Annotated in this window: 18 protein-coding genes and 1 riboswitch; of the genes, 7 read left to right on the top strand and 11 right to left on the bottom strand. The window is 45.8% G+C overall.

The annotated features are described in order from the left end of the window. Window positions 1-4: 4 nt before the first annotated feature. The 3 genes from ftsX to ftsY are packed head-to-tail and all read right to left on the bottom strand — an operon-like array spanning window position 5 to window position 2873. On the bottom strand, window positions 5-985 hold the full coding sequence (gene ftsX / locus LSG37_RS09625; protein ID WP_233079673.1) for a permease-like cell division protein FtsX: 981 nt from the start codon (window positions 983-985) through the stop codon (window positions 5-7). Further along, on the bottom strand, window positions 982-1665 hold the full coding sequence (gene ftsE, locus LSG37_RS09620; protein WP_008899810.1) for a cell division ATP-binding protein FtsE: 684 nt from the start codon (window positions 1663-1665) through the stop codon (window positions 982-984). Before ftsE ends, ftsX begins: the two co-directional genes overlap by 4 nt. Window positions 1666-1667: 2 nt before the next feature. Next, window positions 1668-2873: a signal recognition particle-docking protein FtsY gene (ftsY, locus tag LSG37_RS09615; protein WP_233079672.1), complete on the bottom strand. Its 1206-nt coding sequence runs from the start codon at window positions 2871-2873 to the stop codon at window positions 1668-1670. 84 nt (window positions 2874-2957) lie between these two features. Between ftsY and rsmD the strand changes: the two genes are divergently transcribed. Next, window positions 2958-3551: a 16S rRNA (guanine(966)-N(2))-methyltransferase RsmD gene (gene rsmD / locus LSG37_RS09610; protein WP_233079671.1), complete on the top strand. Its 594-nt coding sequence runs from the start codon at window positions 2958-2960 to the stop codon at window positions 3549-3551. A 181-nt stretch (window positions 3552-3732) separates the two neighbouring features. Here rsmD and LSG37_RS09605 read toward each other — a convergent pair whose 3' ends face one another. The 4 genes from LSG37_RS09605 to LSG37_RS09590 all read right to left on the bottom strand — a co-directional run bounded on the left by LSG37_RS09605 (window position 3733) and on the right by LSG37_RS09590 (window position 7801). Beyond that, window positions 3733-5061: an AAA family ATPase gene (locus LSG37_RS09605; protein ID WP_233079670.1), complete on the bottom strand. Its 1329-nt coding sequence runs from the start codon at window positions 5059-5061 to the stop codon at window positions 3733-3735. Further along, window positions 5058-6029, bottom strand: a complete 972-nt coding sequence (locus LSG37_RS09600) for a reverse transcriptase domain-containing protein (RefSeq protein WP_233079669.1) — start codon at window positions 6027-6029, stop codon at window positions 5058-5060. Before LSG37_RS09600 ends, LSG37_RS09605 begins: the two co-directional genes overlap by 4 nt. 410 nt (window positions 6030-6439) lie before the next feature. Next, on the bottom strand, window positions 6440-6808 hold the full coding sequence (locus LSG37_RS09595; protein ID WP_233079668.1) for a DUF3718 domain-containing protein: 369 nt from the start codon (window positions 6806-6808) through the stop codon (window positions 6440-6442). A 169-nt stretch (window positions 6809-6977) separates the two neighbouring features. After that, window positions 6978-7061, bottom strand: a riboswitch (cyclic di-GMP riboswitch). A 107-nt stretch (window positions 7062-7168) separates the two neighbouring features. After that, window positions 7169-7801: a YjaG family protein gene (locus tag LSG37_RS09590; RefSeq protein ID WP_233079667.1), complete on the bottom strand. Its 633-nt coding sequence runs from the start codon at window positions 7799-7801 to the stop codon at window positions 7169-7171. 162 nt (window positions 7802-7963) lie between these two features. Between LSG37_RS09590 and LSG37_RS09585 the strand changes: the two genes are divergently transcribed. Further along, complete coding sequence (locus LSG37_RS09585; protein ID WP_233079666.1) at window positions 7964-8362, top strand: DUF2721 domain-containing protein; 399 nt, start codon at window positions 7964-7966, stop codon at window positions 8360-8362. Here LSG37_RS09585 and LSG37_RS09580 read toward each other — a convergent pair. From LSG37_RS09580 to LSG37_RS09565, 4 genes are all read right to left on the bottom strand, one after another. Beyond that, a complete protein-coding gene (locus tag LSG37_RS09580) occupies window positions 8359-8931 on the bottom strand; it encodes a DUF3833 domain-containing protein (protein ID WP_233079665.1) in 573 nt (190 codons plus the stop codon). The genes LSG37_RS09585 and LSG37_RS09580 overlap by 4 nt on opposite strands. A 56-nt stretch (window positions 8932-8987) precedes the next feature. Beyond that, window positions 8988-12248: a PAS domain S-box protein gene (locus LSG37_RS09575; protein WP_233079664.1), complete on the bottom strand. Its 3261-nt coding sequence runs from the start codon at window positions 12246-12248 to the stop codon at window positions 8988-8990. Between the two features lie 94 nt (window positions 12249-12342). Beyond that, window positions 12343-12987, bottom strand: coding sequence for a response regulator transcription factor (locus LSG37_RS09570; protein WP_233079663.1), 645 nt, complete (start codon window positions 12985-12987; stop codon window positions 12343-12345). Then, window positions 12984-14117: a sensor histidine kinase gene (locus LSG37_RS09565; protein ID WP_233079662.1), complete on the bottom strand. Its 1134-nt coding sequence runs from the start codon at window positions 14115-14117 to the stop codon at window positions 12984-12986. The genes LSG37_RS09570 and LSG37_RS09565 overlap by 4 nt, the downstream gene beginning before the upstream one ends. Before the next feature lie 156 nt (window positions 14118-14273). On the opposite strand from LSG37_RS09565, the gene LSG37_RS09560 reads away from it, so the two are divergent. The 5 genes from LSG37_RS09560 to LSG37_RS09540 all read left to right on the top strand — a co-directional run bounded on the left by LSG37_RS09560 (window position 14274) and on the right by LSG37_RS09540 (window position 18033). Further along, window positions 14274-15020 (top strand): DUF2306 domain-containing protein, encoded by a 747-nt coding sequence (locus LSG37_RS09560; RefSeq protein WP_233079661.1) that lies wholly within the window; start codon window positions 14274-14276, stop codon window positions 15018-15020. A 158-nt stretch (window positions 15021-15178) separates the two neighbouring features. Continuing rightward, window positions 15179-15742, top strand: coding sequence for an RNA polymerase sigma factor (locus LSG37_RS09555; protein WP_233079660.1), 564 nt, complete (start codon window positions 15179-15181; stop codon window positions 15740-15742). Next, on the top strand, window positions 15717-16343 hold the full coding sequence (locus LSG37_RS09550; RefSeq protein WP_233079659.1) for a hypothetical protein: 627 nt from the start codon (window positions 15717-15719) through the stop codon (window positions 16341-16343). The genes LSG37_RS09555 and LSG37_RS09550 overlap by 26 nt, the downstream gene beginning before the upstream one ends. A gap of 20 nt (window positions 16344-16363) precedes the next feature. Beyond that, window positions 16364-17293, top strand: a complete 930-nt coding sequence (locus LSG37_RS09545) for a hypothetical protein (RefSeq protein ID WP_233079658.1) — start codon at window positions 16364-16366, stop codon at window positions 17291-17293. Between the two features lie 113 nt (window positions 17294-17406). Then, complete coding sequence (locus tag LSG37_RS09540; protein WP_233079657.1) at window positions 17407-18033, top strand: 2OG-Fe(II) oxygenase; 627 nt, start codon at window positions 17407-17409, stop codon at window positions 18031-18033.

Genomic DNA, 18033 nt, shown 5'->3' with positions numbered 1-18033 from the left:
TCTATTAAAGCCCTGTCGCTTCAATCTGACTAATATTGCGACGCACCGCCAAAAGTGAGCCAATAAAACCCAGCCCTACGGCAACCAACAATAAATAGCCTAACTCAGCCAGACTGAGCGGCTGTAAACTAAAAGTACTATCATAGAGCTGAGTCACGCCAGCAATAGCGTGTTTTAACCACCACAGCAGCACCTCTTCAATTAAAAAGGTCAGGATGCCGCCAAAAAAACCAAGCCAGATGCCGGTATATAAAAAAGGACGTTGAATATAACTATTGGTAGCCCCGACCAGTTTCATGACTTCTATTTCATCTTTTTTCGTCAGGATCATCAGTCGAATGGTATTCCCCACCACCAGAAGCACAGCCACCATCAGCAATAACGCCACGGCCATAGCCACCTGACGCACTAAACTGACAATAGCATCCAGCCGTTCTAACCAGCCAATATCCAGTTTAGCCAGCTCGACATAACGTTCTTGCTTTAACGTCTCAAGCAAAGCGGAAGCAGCGACGCTTGAGGTATTTTTTGGGCTGACCAGCATGACATGAGGTAAAGGGTTATCTTCGATATAACTGAACGCATCACCAAAACCAGACTCCGCAGTAAATTCAGCCAGAGCCTGGCCTTTATCAATAAACTGCACATCTGCCACTTCAGGATTAGCCTGCAATAATGCTATCAGTTCAGCGATCTGGGTTTCGTTAGTATCCGCTTTTAAAAACAAACTGATTTGCGCCGCCTGATCAATACTGCTGCTAACCTGCTGCAGATTTTTCACCATTAAATGCAAAGTGACAGGTAAGGTTAAACTCACCCCTAATACGGCCACTGTTAATAGAGAAGAAGCAGGGGTCAGCCAGATTTCACCTAAGCTGGTCATGGCCTGACGAATATGATGCACCCAAAACATCACAAATCTGTTCCACAAACTTTGTTTTACTGCAGTGGCACCTGTGGCACGGCCCTGAAACAAAATACTCATTCATCGGCTCCATAGGACGTTAAGCCATCGTTGATCATGCGGCCATTTTTAAGCGTCAGGGTACGGTAACGCATCCGGGCCAATAAACTTAAATCATGACTGGCAATCAGCACAGACACACCCACCTGATTAAAGGCTTCAAACACATTCATAATGTCTTTGGATAAATCAGGGTCCAGGTTGCCTGTGGGTTCATCGGCTAACAATAAAGGTGGGCGGTTCACCACAGCACGGGCTATACCAACCCGTTGCTGTTCACCACCAGATAAGGTGTGAGGCAAGCAACGCACTTTATCCAACAGCCCCACTTTATCTAAAGCCGCATGCACTCGTTTGGTCATGTCTTTGCCACTAAAGCCTTCGATCACTAAAGGCAAAGCCACATTATCAAACACACTGTGGTTCATCAGCAGTTTATGGTTCTGGAAAATCATGCCTATATCACGGCGAACATAAGGCACCTGACCTCTGTTCACCCGGCTTAAGTCCACACCATTAATAAAGACTTTGCCTGTGGTTGGGCGTTCAATCAGGCTGATCAGTTTTAATAAGGTACTTTTACCAGCGCCAGAGTGCCCTGTTAAAAAAGCCATCTCACCTTTTTCCAGATGAAAACTAACCCTGTCAAGCGCTACAAAACCACCGCTATAACTTTTTGTGACTTGCTCAAAACGCAACATAATCAGAGATCCCTGGCAAACAATGCCTTAATAAAATCTTTACTATCAAATACCCGCAAGTCATCTATTCCTTCACCCACACCAATGTAGCGAATAGGTAATTTAAACTGATCGGCAATAGCAAAAATAACGCCACCTTTGGCAGTACCATCAAGCTTGGTTAAGCTGATACCACTAATATCCACAGCTTCTTTAAATAACCGCGCCTGACTTAAGGCGTTCTGGCCTGTACCAGCATCCAGCGTCAGCATCACTTCATGCGGTGCATTGGCATCAATCTTTTTCATCACACGAACAATTTTTTTCAGCTCTTCCATTAAGTGAGCTTTGTTTTGCAGACGACCCGCAGTATCAGCAATTAATACATCCACACCCCGGGCTTTAGCCGCCTGATAGGCATCAAAAATCACCGATGCACTGTCGGCACCACTATGCTGGGCTATCACAGGAATAGCATTACGCTCACCCCATACCTGTAACTGTTCGACAGCAGCAGCTCTGAAGGTATCACCAGCGGCTAACATCACTGACTTGCCTTGTTGCTTAAACTGTTGTGCCATTTTGCCAATAGTGGTGGTTTTACCTACGCCATTGACACCTACCATCAGAATGACAAAAGGACCATCAGCGCCTTTCAGTTGCAGTGGTTGTTCAACATCATCCAGTAACAACGCCATCTCTTGCTGTAACTTGTCGTATAAAGCATCGGCATCTTTTAACTGCTTACGATTGGCATGCTGTACCAGTTGTTTAATCAGTTTCTGGCTGGTATCTACACCCACATCGGCCATTAACAGCTGAGTTTCTAATTCTTCGTATAAATCATCATCAATTTTTTTACCTAAAAACAGGCTGGCTAAACCATTGCCTAAATTTTGGCTGGTTTTCGTTAAGCCTTGTTTTAAACGGGCAAAAAAGCCAGGACGTTCAGCAGGTTGTGGCTGTAATTCAGTCACAGGAGCTATAGCAGTTAAGGCAGTAACCTCAACCTGAGCAGCTTCAGCTTGCACTTGTGCCACTTCTGCAGCTTCAACAGGCGCACTAATTGCTGTGGCTTCAGTCGCTTCCGTTTTCTGAACGACTTCAACTACAGGAGTAACCTGTGGCTCTGTTGGCTGGATCTGCTGCTCTGTTGCAGTTTCCGCAGCCGCAGCCTCTGTTTTTTTACCAAAACCTAGCCAGGAGAAGAGTTTATTTTGCTTTGTCATAAAGGTCGCTGCCAGAAGATCCGAAAACTAAGGTAAAATTGACCCATATAGTACCATCTTTAAGATGCAGGACAAAAATACTCAATGAAAACAGCAAAGGGCCGCAGCACAACTGCGACACATCAGGGACCGGGTTTCGTCAGGCTGATCAGTGGCCGTTGGAAAGGCAGACGTTTACCCGTACTGGATGCTGCAGGTTTAAGACCCACTTCTGACAGAGTCAAAGAAACATTGTTCAACTGGCTCATGCAAGATGTAGCAGGAAGCACTGTGCTGGATTGTTTCGCTGGCAGCGGCAGCTTGGGTTTAGAGGCTTTATCGCGGTACGCTGATTTTGTGCTGTTACTGGAAAAAGAAGCCAAAGCGGCCAGCTTACTGAAACAACATCTAACCAGCCTGGGCAGTACAGAAGCCGAGGTGGTACAGACAGATACCTTGGCATGGCTGCAAAAGCCAGCTGTGCGTCAGTTTGATCTCGTTTTTATTGACCCGCCTTTTCGCCAGAATATGGCAGTGCCCTGTTGTCAGTCTTTAGTCGAACAAGGTTGGCTTAAGCCCGGCGCCTTGATTTATCTGGAAACGGAAAAAGAACTGGCGCTGGATCAACTGCCGGCAGATTGGGTATTGTTAAAGGAAAAAGTGGCTGGGCAACTCGCTTACCGCCTCTGGCAAGCCTGATATGGGACATGCTTGAACAGGATGAATAGGTATTTCATCTGACGCTAGGGTATTGGCAGGACTCTATCACTTCTGTGACAGGCTGCTATGAGCAATAAGCCGACTCTCGTAAAACACGCAATGATTACCCTAACACCAAGCTTCAGAAAATGCAGCGGTGAGCCAGAGCTACTTTACGCACTTAACGATTGATAAATGAATGGAGCTCCTGATAAAAAGCCGATACTTTCGCTTCAAAACCACATTCCAGAATCGTAAAAATGTCCTCTCGGGTCAGATTATGCTCTTTACGATTTTCCTGTAGTTTTTTCCAGTAGGCTTTAGATTTGGCATTTTCTGGCGCGACATCCGGAAGATTATGCACCGCATTTTCTTCATTGTACTTCCTGAATATTTCATCCTCAATATCATCGTAAGGGCTGATAATAACGTCCGCACGTTGGCCGTATTGGGCTTTCGCATCAGCATCCAAAACAGCTATCGCATCTTTGGAGGAGCAGATGAAACCGGTTGCTGAATTACGCTTCATCAAATCAACAACGTTGCCGCAGCCGCCAATATAAATGACCTTGACACGGTTCTTCGTTTCTATAGTGGAGAGTTTATGTTTGATATAGTGCTCAAGTGTCACATCTTCGGTGAAGATAAACTTGTCGTACCCTTGGAACCCGAACATTTCCAGTTGAATAAAGCTGTATGAAACCTGATTATGGCTGACCGCACCATTTTCGTTCTTCAGATAGATAATTGGCGTGCCGTATTCATAGATAGTTTTCATGATAGCGAGAGAGTGCGTGGTAAAGAGTATTTTTATTTCTCTTTCCATGCATATATCCCTGATCGCACTCATCAGTGAAACCTGCGCTGAGGAATCAAGGGATACGTCTATTTCATCTATGATGATAAGCCGACTTGAGGAGGTTATCATCTTGAAAATACTGATTACAAAAAACTCTCCTGAGCTGAAATAGTCCTCGCGTATATATCGGTTATTATCAAGCGGCAGAAAATAGTAGTTCACGCCCTTTATGTTCACGAGTTTCAGATTCTGAAATTTTCTTTCATCCCTGTAAACGGAATGGAGGAAAGCTATAAGTTCGTGTGCATCTTCATACTCACCTTTTAAGTACTTCTCCCTCAGCGTCATATCGATGCTGCCCAAGGAGGGGAAATCAGAGAAACGTTTGCCGTAAGGAATAGGCAGTTCGACGTTCAGAAATGTTTCATCCCGGAGAATATTGTTCGTATCAAGATCACCATCATTGAACCTAAACGTGTAGACGTCTTTGTTAATTTTAACGTCTATCTGCGTATCTTCATTGATACTAAACGCCGACGACGTTTTACTAATAATGGCAGCGTCCTTGAGTAGGGCAAGCGCTTTAATGATCGACGTTTTACCCACGCCATTCTTGCTTGTCATACAGATAAGTGGGTCGCGTGAAAAGTCGAAGGTCACGCTAATTTCGGCCAGATGTTGCAAAGCCCTGATATCTACACTGACGATCATTTCAGCAGTTCCTTGCCTTTGAGCAGCTTGCTGATGATGGCGTTCCCGTATTTTTTACGTAGATGAAAAAGGTAATCACTGTCGATATTGTTAATCTGGCTCAGCACGCCTGCGATTGACAGAATCGACGATTTCTCTTCCATGCCGGTATAATCCACCAATTTTTCTCTGTTAGTTTTAAGCAGGTGCAGCTTCACTTCAATATCGGTCTTGGTTGCTTTACTGACTGTCATTTTTCCGTCGTTCAGTATACTTATTCCCAGAATTTGTCTTTCAAACTTTTTCGTGATCAGTTTTGTTTTTTTATGATTGATGGATAGTCTCAGGAATGCGTCTGATGAGAGTATGGCCGTGAGGTCGTCTGTGATCTTGTCTTTATTCATTTCATCTTGCGATGAAATAATAAGATCATCCGCGTAACGACTGTATATATATCCGTTCTCGTTGCAGTAGGCATCAATGATATTGTCATAATCATAAAAACAGAAGTTACTGATTGATGGCGAGCATGAGAATCCAACAGGTAGATGGTTATTGATAGTGCACAGGTAAACAATTCTCTCGATATTCTCTCTGATCTCTCCAGAGTTCACCGTTCGTATATTTTCACAGTATTTTGAAAGCGAGTGATACACGCATTCAGCGCTGATTGAGTTGAAAAATTTCGATATGTCTGTTTTAAAGATAAATTCACTGTTGCAGTGCGGCCGGACGGCGTCCGTAATATTTACATCTTTCCGGTAAGAAAAAACGATATCTTTTCTCAAAGGCATTTCGTTGAAAATAAACAAGGAAAGAAAAGTATGAATAACTTTAAGCTTTTCGGAACACCTGTAAAGCTCAACCTTACTTTTACTCAGAGGAATAAGACTGGCTTCCTCTTCAGTCCTGAGAGTATAGAAATCAGAGAAGTTTTTTTTGTTATTGAAGTAGGCATTAAAAACGCTCTCCAGACTGTTATCCTTCATTCATCTTTTACCTATGTATGATCTGATGTAGTAATCAGAAAGAGTTGACTGAAGCACCTTTACGTGTCTTGTAAATTATTAAGGCCCCCGATAATTGCTTAACGGGAGCCTTAGTAATTTACGAGACTATACTGCCTATAGAGGCTTCCTGATTGACCGGAGATGCTCCAAGGTCAGAAGCATGAAATTATTATGGGCACTTTCGTGTCCTTTATCAAGCCTGTTGAGCCACGTGGCAGAACTTCCCGTCGATAAATAGGCTTAGATAGATACAATGTCCGTTTTTGGCACACTGCTAACACTGCCAGATCATCTAGAAGCCAGTACATATGACACTTAGTACTTAGCGCGCGGATTTGGAAGTGACAAAAAAGGCGCCATCAGGCGCCTTCTTTTTATAAAAAATTCGATTAGCTTGCGCTACGAGCCTTGATGGCTTCCAGTATTGGAGAAGCTGCAAAACCATTGCTTGCTGCCCACTCTAAGTCACCTGATGCTGCAACCTGGCTGCCTGGTAACTGCTTGATGATAAACTCAGCGGTGTCTGCAGCATTGTGTTTAATCGCATGGCGAACTAAAGGTAAACCATCGCACGTAATACCGTCATACACGTTCTTTAAACGCATACGGTTATCAGATAAAGTTTTACGCAGGTTATTCTTGTTGTCATCGGCCACGTAAGCACAGATAGACTGAACCATTTGATCGTTAGCTGATGCAGTTGGTGCAACAAATTGAGCAGCAGCGATGGCGATTAAAGCAACAAATTTAAATTTCATAATAAGCTCCGGTGTTGGCTAACACTGATCATGGGATCAGGCTGATTGGTCTGTATAAACAGGCTGAAACTTCAACAACAGCATCTTTGCTGTTGTTTATCAGCGAACACGAAAGGAGGAGCTTTGATACCAGAAACTGGTGTAGATGCGTCCTACGTAATCATCAGATTACGGCAGCCCAGCCATCATAGGTTTCCCCTTAGACCTGCAGCTTTGCGTGTACTCCCTTTCGGGAGACTTGCCTTTCGAGCGCGCGCATTTTAAGCAGTGACTGTTTATTATGCAAGAAGAATTTTAAGGCTTTTTAAAAAAGTTAAAGCATTGACTCTAAAAGAACTATTCTTCCAGACAGCAAGACTTTTAGCCGTCTGAATTTTGTGTATCAGGAACAAGCTCCATCCCCAGATTGCTTAATCCTTGCTCACGTACCCAGGCCTTTAACATTTGCACCTGTTCACGTTGAAAACCATCATTTAATGGTGTCACCAGTTCAATCAGCTCCGACAGACAGTCCATTTCGTATTCCATCAGCTCGTGATCCCGCACCCACTTTTTTAATTCAGCTTCAGTGGTGATATCAATCTCTTCGGCCTGGTATTCAATTAAACGGGCCACTGAGGCCTGGGAAATTTTAGCCACGTTAACAAACTCTGTTGCATCCTGTGACAAAATGCCGTTGAGCATAGAGTCCAGCGCCGTCGCTGTATCAATAGCAGGATACACACCAAACATATCAAACTGACTTTGGTCCGGTGTCGCCAGCTCTAACTCTTCGCACAAACGCTCAAAGTTAATTTTAACCTTTTTCACAAAAAGCCATTCCCACACCAGATTCAAAATATCCCGGCACAACTTGGCATCACCAAAACCTGTCACTTCACTAAACAGTTGATAATTAGGCAACATACGTTCCAGCAAAGTTGCGGCTATAGCCGCTTGCTGATAAAACCCCAGTTCCCGCATATTCTGGAAGTTGTTTGCTTTTTGTTTCATGTTTTATCCGTTCTGGTCTGGCCGCTCTGGCTGCGCATCATACACAAGAGGCTACGCTCAGAAAACTCTGTTATTTTTGTCCAGTGTACTATCAGCATGGCACTAATGCGAATATGATCAGAATTCGAGTCAGTCTTTCCCACTCTGAACACAGGTGACTTTATGTTGATGACCATGACCACCCCAGCTTTGTTATTTCCTGCCATCTCGCTGTTATTACTGGCGTATACCAACAGGTTTTTAGTACTGGCTCAGCTTATTCGCCAACTGAATACCCGTGAAGGTGGACAAGTGCGGGATATGGCGAAACGTCAGATCGAAAACTTAAGGCAACGCATGTTTTTAATACGGTCGATGCAACGCTGGGGCGTGATTAGTTTTGTACTTTGTACCTTATCCATGTTTTTTCTGTTTATGCAGTGGGCATTAGCAGGTCAGCTTGCTTTTGGTGCCAGCCTCGCCAGCTTAATGCTGAGTTTGCTGGTATCACTCTACGAAATTCAGATTTCCTGTAATGCCATTAAAATAGAACTGGAAAGTATGGAGCAAGAGCAGGCTTAACCTGCTCTAAGTTCTGCCAACTGTTGCTCTAACGCGCTGCAATCTGCGGTTGGGTCCTGTTGCTGGATAGATAAAATAATCTCACCAACCGGCAGGCCAAATTTATACAAAGTAGACTGGTTCATGAGCTGCTGAGGTGTCACCAGATACAACCAGTCTTCCACTTTCACTTCGATCACGCCATCACCGTCCGGAATCTGCAACACATATTCCCAATACAGCGTATTGCCAGCTTGTTGCCCTGACGCCTGACCTGTGACATCAGCAGCTGAACCTGTGACTTTTCCGTCTTGATCTACTGCTAATTGCCAAATCCGCTGTTCTACCCGGCCATCGCTGAAGTGAAACAATTCAAATAAAGTGCCCTCATTGCCTTGCCACTGCCCGCAAAGCTTTGCTTCAAAACGCACACTTTGTTTGCCTTGCCAGTTTTTAACTACACCATAGGCATTCAGCGACCCATTAAAGTAGTCAGGCAAATGAAAGGTTGGAGTTTGCTGTTGATAATCCTGAACCTGATGACTGCAACCCCAAAGTAGCAAAGGGGCAAGCAAAGCGATAAACCTCATAGTAAAAACTCCTTTAGCAATATAAAGAAGCTATACGGAGTGACAGCCAATCTGGCTCAGTCTTGGGCTAAAGCAAAGCAGCAATAAAAAGTAGCCCCCAGGCCTTCCACAGATTCAAAACCAATAAGCCCATTCATGCCATGCACCAGCTCTTTTGAAATGGCCAAACCAAGACCTGTGCCACCAGTTTGCCTGGTATCAGAGGCGTCGGCCTGTGAAAAACGCTGAAAAATACGGTCGCGGAATTTCTCCGGGATACCAGGCCCCTGATCCACCACGGCGATACGCACCATTTGCTCATTCAGACTCAACTCCACCACCACTGTGGCGGCAGCAGGTGAAAATTTAATGGCATTACTTAAAAAGTTTGATAACACCTGAATAAAACGCTTGGCGTCCACTCTGATACTGACATCCGTCATGATGGTCTGCACATGCAGCTGAATGTGCCGCTCCTGAGCCATCATTTTATTGGCATCCAAAGCCTGCTGGATTAAGGGCAGCACCAGCTCAACCTTTAAATCAAACTGCATTTTTCCTGCTGCTATTTTTTCAATATCCAGTAAGTCATTAATCAATAAAGTTAAACGCTGGCAATTTTTATAGGCGATGCTGATCAGGCTGCTGACTTTTTCCTGCATATCACCCATCACCCCCGCATGCAACAAACCCAAAGCTCCGGTGATAGAAGTTAAAGGGGTACGCAGTTCATGGCTGACTGTGGAGACAAATTCATTTTTTAACCGCTCTATACGTTTACGGTCACTGATATCCCGCACAGTACAGATGTAAATCAGTCGTCCTTGCCTGCGGATCACAGACAAGGCCATTTCCATCGCAAAGATACTGCCATCCGCACGTAATCCATCCAGCTCGCGGTTACAACCTAATAAAGGTTTTACCCCTGGGGTGGGTAAATAAGCCTGCTGGGGTTCCTGGTGTTGCCTCAACACAGGCGGCAGCAAATTAGTGGCATAGTGGCCTAAAAAGTCCTCAGCTTTGCAGCGGAATAAGTCCTGGGCGGCCGGGTTCATACTGGCAATACGGCCATTTTCATCAATAGTGATAATGCCATCCACCACGTTGTTTAAAATGGTTTGAGTGTGCTGAGCATATTCTTTACTGATTTGCTCTGCGTCTTTGCGCTGCGCTACTGATAAAGTTTGCGCCATGATGGCTGCAACAGCGCTGACAAAAGCTTCTTCGTCGGAATACCATTGCCGTTGCGGGCCTATATGTTCAAGACACAACACCCCCACCACTTTACCGGCAATAATAATACCTGCATCGAGCATAGAACTGATGCCTAAAGGTTTCAGATAAAGTTCAGCAAACTCACTGGTGGCAGGGTCGTGAATCGCATCATTAGCACAGATCCAGCCACGAGAAGCGACAGCAGCAAAATACTGCGGGTAATCCGCTCTTCTTAACAGCAACTGACCTAAATGCTGTTCACCTTCGTGTTGGTGTAAGGCCAGACAAAACATTTCGTCACCTTGCTCAGACAACATCCAGACACTGACTCTGTTACAAAGCAAGGCCAAAGATGTTGCCTGCACCAGATTTTTAGCAAAAGCCAGACTGTCTCCGATGGCAACAGCTTCATCCACCACCAGTTGAGCCAAAGTACTACGTTGACGTACTGTCCGATCCTGACTGTCTTTTTCCGCAGACTCAGACTTTTTCCTGCTGCTGATATCCAGGCAAATCAGCACAAATCCTGTCAGTTGGCCTTGCTCACTGAATACGGCATCACACTCCAGACTCAACCAGCAAGCCTGACCTGACGTGCTGTAACACAACAGCTCTTCAGAAAAACCTGAGCCCCCGCTAATAGCCTGATGGATACGTTGCAGCGCTAAAGCATCAGCTTTTTGATTGGCTAATACCTGGGTGATAGCTTTAGCCTGTAAAGAACTGGCCCTGTAACCGGATAAACGTTCATAAGCCGGGTTGACCCATTCAATATAGCCCGCAGTATTGGTCACAATTACGCCATTACTGGTTCGGCTGACTACCAGAGACAAGCGTTCCAGCGACGCAGTGCCTTGCTCTACTTTATGCTCCAGTTGGGCAAAAGCATCGCTGAGTTTAGTCGCCATCATGCCAAAAGAGTGGATCAGGCCATTAAGTTCAAAAACCGGGGTCTGATACAGTTCAAAATCTGTTCTGTCGCCACTGGCCAGCATATCCGCCCGACGATGCAAAGCTTCTATAGGTTGCACCAGCTTACGGCTTAACACAAAAATCAGCAGCGCCCCCACTATCACGGCTAACAAAATTAACCATAAGGCCTGCAAAGAATTTTCATCGACAAAACTCATCAGTGGCTGCTGTGGCAAAACCACTGCGATGCGCAGCTTTAAACCTTGTGGATCACTGAACTCGGTATAGTTCAGCAAATAATGTTCGCCATCCAGTTCCAGTTTCTGCTGACCTTTGTTGTGTTTTTGCCCACTCAGCACTACAGCAGCTTTTTGAAGTAAAGGATGTTCGCTTTGATTGGCCATCAGTTGAGTAATTACAGCTCCACGCTCACTAACCAAAGGCGTCTGAGTGGATGAGGCAATCAGGTAACCTTGCAGATCCGTGATAAAAATCATGCCATTGCCTGCGACGGGCTGAGCCTGCAGATACAGCTCCAGATGACGCAAGCTCATATCTGCAGCAATGACGGCCTGTAACTGACCGCTTCGGTTGTAAGTAGGAGCCGCCAATCCTACGCCAAGTCCGTCATAGGATTGATATTTGTAGATCGGATACCAGCTGGGTTTACCTTGTTGCACAGCGTGCTGAAACCAACTGCGGGTTCTGACATCATAGGGGATGCCTTGCTCCAAAGCTGCACCTGGTAAACCCACTTCCTGCAAGGTGTAACGTACCCGGACTAAATCTTGCTGATTCATAGAGCTGATCAGGGTCAGTTGACCATCACCAACATCTCTGTTTACGCCAAGGTAACGACCATTGGCAAAACCAGCAGAGACATAAGTTAAATAAGGAGCACTGCGAATTTGCACCGTCATAAAGCGCGCCAGATCTTGCTCTGACTGCAGATCCAGAATACCGCTGTCTATAGATTGCAGGGTGGAATCCAACACAGTTTTTGGCACTGCCAATAAATAGTGCAAATGAGAATTCACGCGCAGGCTGATCTGGTCGGCCAGTTTCTCGCCATAATGCAAGGCCGCATGTTGTCCGTTGACATAAGAAATCAGACTGACCAGTCCTGCGGTCAGAATAAACAGCAATAAGACAGGCACTGTAAAAAAGAGCCGCAGGGACATTCCGTTGTGTAAAGGGCGCTTAGACCGCATAAAGACAAAAAACTCCGGTTCTGACTTTGTCGACAGTTCCAGTATAGCGGTAATATAAAGTATTACGGCACCTTAAATCAGCCACTTAGCTAATTTAATGGATCAAACCTAACTCTAAAGCCAACAGCACAGCCCTGGTTCTGTCACGCACCCCTAATTTAGCCAGAATGCTGGAAATCTGATTCTTAATAGTGCCTTCGGATTTATACAAAGCACTGGCAATCTCTTTATTGGCATAACCCGATGCCATCAGCTGCAAAATTTGCAGTTCTTTCTCGGATAACTCTTCAATAGCGACAGGGCGCGGGAAATTACTGACCGGGTTCAATCCTGACAACAAACGTTCTGTGATGGTACTTTGAAAACAGGTGCCGCCTTGCTGCAGGGTTTGAATGGCAGAGACTAAAGTGTCCAGCGACACGTCTTTGAGTAAATAGCCTTTGGCACCAAGCTGGATGCTTTTTAACACCAGATCATGCTCTTCAAAGGTGGTCAAAATCAACACTGGCGTTTTCAGTTGCTGTTGCTTCAGCAGCTCCAGCGTGGCTATGCCATCCACTTTGGGCATAGATAAATCCAATAAAATCACGTCTGGTTGATGCAGCTGCACCAGCTCCACCACAGTCGAGCCATCCTGCGCTTCGGCAACCACATCCACCTGGCCAGACAGCTGCAATAGGCTTTTAATACCCTGACGGATCAGCATTTGATCGTCCACCAACAGCACACGCAAAGTCATAGCTGTAGTCCTGCAGGCAAAGTGACCTGTAAATTAAAGTGGTTGTCTTTCACTTGCCACACCAAAGTACCGGCACATGAAGCCACTCTCTCCTGCATACCTGTTAAGCCATTGCCCGCTTTCCAGTCAGGCGAAACTTTACCGTTGTCATCAATCATCAGGTGCAAAAATCCATCAACAAGCTTTACTGACAGATTAAACTCTGTAGCCTGACTATGTCTTAAAGTATTAGTTAAAGCTTCCTTCACAATCAGCAGCAGTTGCTGTGCCACTTTCACATCGGCAACTTCTGCATCCCGGGGGCAATCCCAGTTCACCTTCAGTCCCGGTACTTCAGTCAGAAGCTTCTCCAGTGCCTGGTAAATAGAAAACTGCTGCTGTTCACGCAAGGCACTGACCGCTTCACGCACATCCGACAGCAATAACTTGGCGATCTGATGGCATTGATCCACTTTGGCTTTGGCTTCGCCTTGGGTTAAATGTCCTGCGACCTGTAAGTTAATAGTTAAAGCAGTTAAATGATGACCCAACACATCATGTAAATCCCGGGCTATACGGGAACGCTCCTGCTGCTGGGATGCCATCATCAACAGATCCTGAGTCGCCAGTAATTGCTGATGGGTTTGCTGCAATTCTTGTCTGGCCTGCTGCTCAGAGCGAGCCTGGTTTTTCATCAGCAAGGCAAAAAAGTGAAAACTACTAAACAGCAAAGCCGTGATCCACATAGAGCGTTGTTCTATATAGGAATCCACGCCATACCAAAGCCCCAACACAGCAACAGTAATAAACACAGCAGTTCGCATCGGAACCAGATAAGGCAAAACCGACACCCAGATAATGCTCAGGATCGCCAGATAGTCAAAGGGCAAGATCCAGTTCAAGGCCAAAGCGAACATCAGTTGCAGGATATAGCAGATCAATTCAAAGCGGGGTAAAACACCAGAACGCTCATCACTGCGGGTCACGCCATAAAAACAAGCGCCATTCAGCAGAAACAAAGTCACGATCCATGGCCATAACGACCAGAGCCGATCATGGGGCCAGCTCAGGTATAAAGTCAGCGCAAAAACTAAAAACCAGGTGAGCATCCCGGCCAACACATCCCATGCGATTGAAAACTTTAGTTTCATAACCACTTCACTGACCTTTAACTTCTGACTTTGCAGTATGCCCGATTTTGCTTTCAGCTCAATAGGCCAAAAGTCACAGTGAAAAGTCCTGACTTATGGCACCTGTAAAAGCACAGCTGAAGTTTTAGTCTGACATCATCTGCTAAAGGGAGAATGATGATGATGATGTTCCATAGCCTGTTATTAAAACTACATATTGCCTTAGGTGTCATTGCACTACTGCTGTTCTGGTTACCCATGCTGAGCCGCAAAGGCAGCCAGTTGCACCGCACATCAGGCCGTTATTATGGTCATATTATGAAGGCAGTGGCCTTAAGTGGTCTGGTGATGACCAGTCTGGTCTGGTTTGATCCTGTAGGGATTAAAGGTGCTGCGCTGTTGGTGGATGGCCAGGTGTCAGAGCGCAGGTTAGCTTTTTTTAACATGCTTAACCTGTTCCTGTTTTTACTTAGCCTGCTGACCTGGGTCACTATTCGTCATGCCACCGGTAGTCTCTTCTGCAAACAAAACCGTGCCCCACTAAAGCACTGGAGTTATCAGGCACCGGTCTGGCTACTTGTGATCGTGGCGCCCTATGCAGCCTGGCAAGGTTTTAAATTTGGTATGCCGCTGGTGATGGTATTTGCCGGTATCTCATTGATCACCAGCTTTAGTATTCTGGCTTACCTGCATACAAACACTGTCACAGCCAACCGCTGGTTAATAGAACATGCTTCCGCCATGATTGGTTCTGGTATTGCAGCCTACACCGCATTTTTTGCCTTTGGCGGCAGAGCTTTATTTGAAGAGTTATTAACAGGCCACTGGATGATGGTGCCATGGCTAATACCGAGCCTGATTGGTATCCCAGCGACAATCTGGTTTAAACGCCGCTTATCCCAACCCCAAACAAACAGGGCTTAAAAACCTGCAAAACCAAGGGAAATCCTTTAACAGATTTCCCTTTTAATTTAATAACTTAAAAACACTTCAAAAATATTCCTGCTTTTTTGTTAAATCAGGCAAACTATTTTCAGACCTGATACGACTTATCATCAATACAACTTCATCACAGATCAAAAGTGTTTAAACGCAGCGACGAGAGCTTAATAGAAAAAGCCATAGGCGGCGATGCCAAAGCCTGGCAGCAATTGGTGTCGAGATATCAGGCGCCCCTGTATTATTTTGGCCTGCGTTTACTGGGTTCGCCCGATGACGCCCGCGATTTATTGCAGGATGTATTGATGGTGCTTTGCCGTAACCTGGCGCAGTACCGTGGTGACAGTTCGTTTAAAAGCTGGTTGTTTGGCATAGCCAACTACAGAGCTATGGATATGCTCAGGAAGCGTAAAGCAACCACAGAGTTTACCGACGACCATGATTTTTATGATGATGAAGCACCAAGTTTTGAACAACAACTTTATGGCCAGCACACGCAGCGGATGGTGCAACAGCAGTTGCGAACTTTACCGCCAGAGCAACGACTGGTAGTGGAATTGCGGTTTTACCAGCAGTTTACTTTTGATGAAATTGCCGATCAGCTGGCGCTGTCGAGCAATACCATCAAATCCAGATTTTATGCGGCCTTAGATAAACTGCGTACGCAGTTGGAGTTAACAGATGTCGAACAGTCAGCAAATTTTTGAAGCATGGCTGGCCGGAAAAATTACGGCCAGTGAATGCGAACAGCAACTGGACCAAAACAGTGAATGGTACAGCCGTTTCCAGACAGCGCAGATGATTCAGCGTCAAGCCAAAGCGCCCTTTTTTGCCCCTGTGCCTGAAATTGACAGCATGTCGATGTTTGCCCAGCAGTGGCAGAGACCAACAAAAAGTCATAGCTGGTGGCCAAAGTTGAGTGTGGCTTTTTCCGCCCTGGCTTTAGTGATCAGCCTGTCGCCACTGGAAATGCAAATGCAAGACAGCGGCCTGACGTTAAGCTGGCGTGGCGAACAACAAATGCAACAGCAACAACTGGAAACATTGCTGGCAAGCTATCGCAAAGAGCAGCAGGATTATATCCAGACTCAGTTGCAGGGTACGCAACAGCAACAGGCGTCGCAGCTGATTTTGCTGAAGGATTATTTAACCGAACAACAAACCAAAGAAAGACGCACCGACATGCTGGAACTGGTTGAATACCTGAACCAGCAACGTCAGTCTGACTGGCATTACTGGCAGGAAAATTACCAGCCAAGCCAAGCCAGACTGGATCTTGGTGCATCACCGAACACTCAGAACAGATAACCTAGTGGAGTAACAAACTCATGAAGCTATTCAGCAAAGTCTCCTTGTTGGCAGGCCTTATTATCGCAAGTACGGGTTTAACAGCAGCCGAAGTCAATGGCCGCCTTGGACAAAACCTGAAAATAATGCAGGACATACTGCAAACCTCGCTGGGCGGTCAGGAGCATTCCAGCATAGGCCGGATCCAACACAGTTACCTGATGGGACAAGGTGTTGCATTCAGAGTCGACAGCAACAGTGGCTGGTTACGCCATTTTGTGATGCCTCCGATGCCACCTATGCCACCTTCAGCACCAGGTACTCATAGCAACGCGATGGCTGTTGCTACCAATGTCGCTAACTCCATCAGTGTATCCGGCAATGGCAGTAGCTTTAGTTTTAGCTTTGACGAAGAAGCTATTGAAGAAATGGCTGAAGCAGCCGAAGCTTTGGCTGAGCAGCAACAGGATCAAAGTGAAAAACTACGTGATTTGCGGGAAGAACGCCGGGATATAGAACGGGATTTACGGGATTACGAACGGGAAAAACGTGATATCGAGTTTTCGTCCAAAGTCAGTAAGCTCACTGCGGAGCAGCAAAAGGAGCTGAAAGAGATTAACCAAAAGTCAGAACAACTGAAAACTCAGCTGGCCCAATTGCAAAAGAGCCTGACTGAGCAGGAGCAGGAATACAATAAAAAGCGCGCTGAGCAACAAAAGCTGGCGGCACAGCGCCAGACTGAGCTGGTGGCAAAAGTGGGGCAGGTATTCAGCAGTACTTTATGTGATTATGGTGCCAGCTTACGTGATTTAAAAGAGCAGGAGTTTGTGTCTTTTCAGCTGAGCTTATCAGGCCGTGATAATGCCAAAGATCACTATTGGGTGGTGAAGAAATCCGATATTAATCAGTGTGTCACAGGCAAAATTGATGCACCGGCTTTATTGAAAAAAGCCAGTTATTACCAGTACTAACAGCATTTCCCCTCAGACAACACAGAGGCTCGCTTCTGTGTTGTCTTGACAGCAGTTCATCTTCTGACGTACAAAGCCGCAATTTCACAGCGAAATACAGCGGAACCGTCTTTATGTCCTATCAGTGGCCCTGCATAACAAATTGGCTTGAACAACTAGCCAGCCCTTTTTATCAGCAAGGTTATGTGGTGCTGGAACAGGCCATTCCGGCGGATTTATGTCAGGCTTTGTATCAGGACGTACAACAACAAGAGCTAAAAGCAGCAGGCGTTGGCCGTCAGGGCCAGCATCTGTTGGACTTGCAGGTGCGACGGGATCAAACGGCCTGGCTGAATGCTGATAACCCGGTGCAACAGCAGTATTTGCAGATGATGGCAAAACTGCAACAAGATATGAACCAGCGCTGTTTTTTAGGTTTAATAGATTTTGAAGCGCATTACGCCCGCTACCAGCAAGGTGACTTTTATCAGAAACATCTGGATGCTTTTGTGGGGCGTTCTAACAGAGTGCTCTCCACTGTCTGTTATCTGAATACAGCAGAACAAGGAGGTGAGCTGGTGTTGTATGACGAACAGGATCAACTGTTAACCAAGGTTCAACCTAAAGCCGGTACTCTGGTGGTGTTTGAAAGTTGCCGCTTCCCGCATGAAGTATTGCCCGCAGCGGAACCCCGCTACAGCATTGCGGGTTGGTTTCGGCATAACAGCAGTATTCAGGGCAGGATCGATCCAGCGCTTTAG

Origin of the sequence: Rheinheimera soli, from assembly GCF_021290985.1 — a bacterium.
GTDB lineage: Bacteria > Pseudomonadota > Gammaproteobacteria > Enterobacterales > Alteromonadaceae > Pararheinheimera > Pararheinheimera soli.
This window is presented reverse-complemented; position numbering and strand designations above follow the sequence as displayed.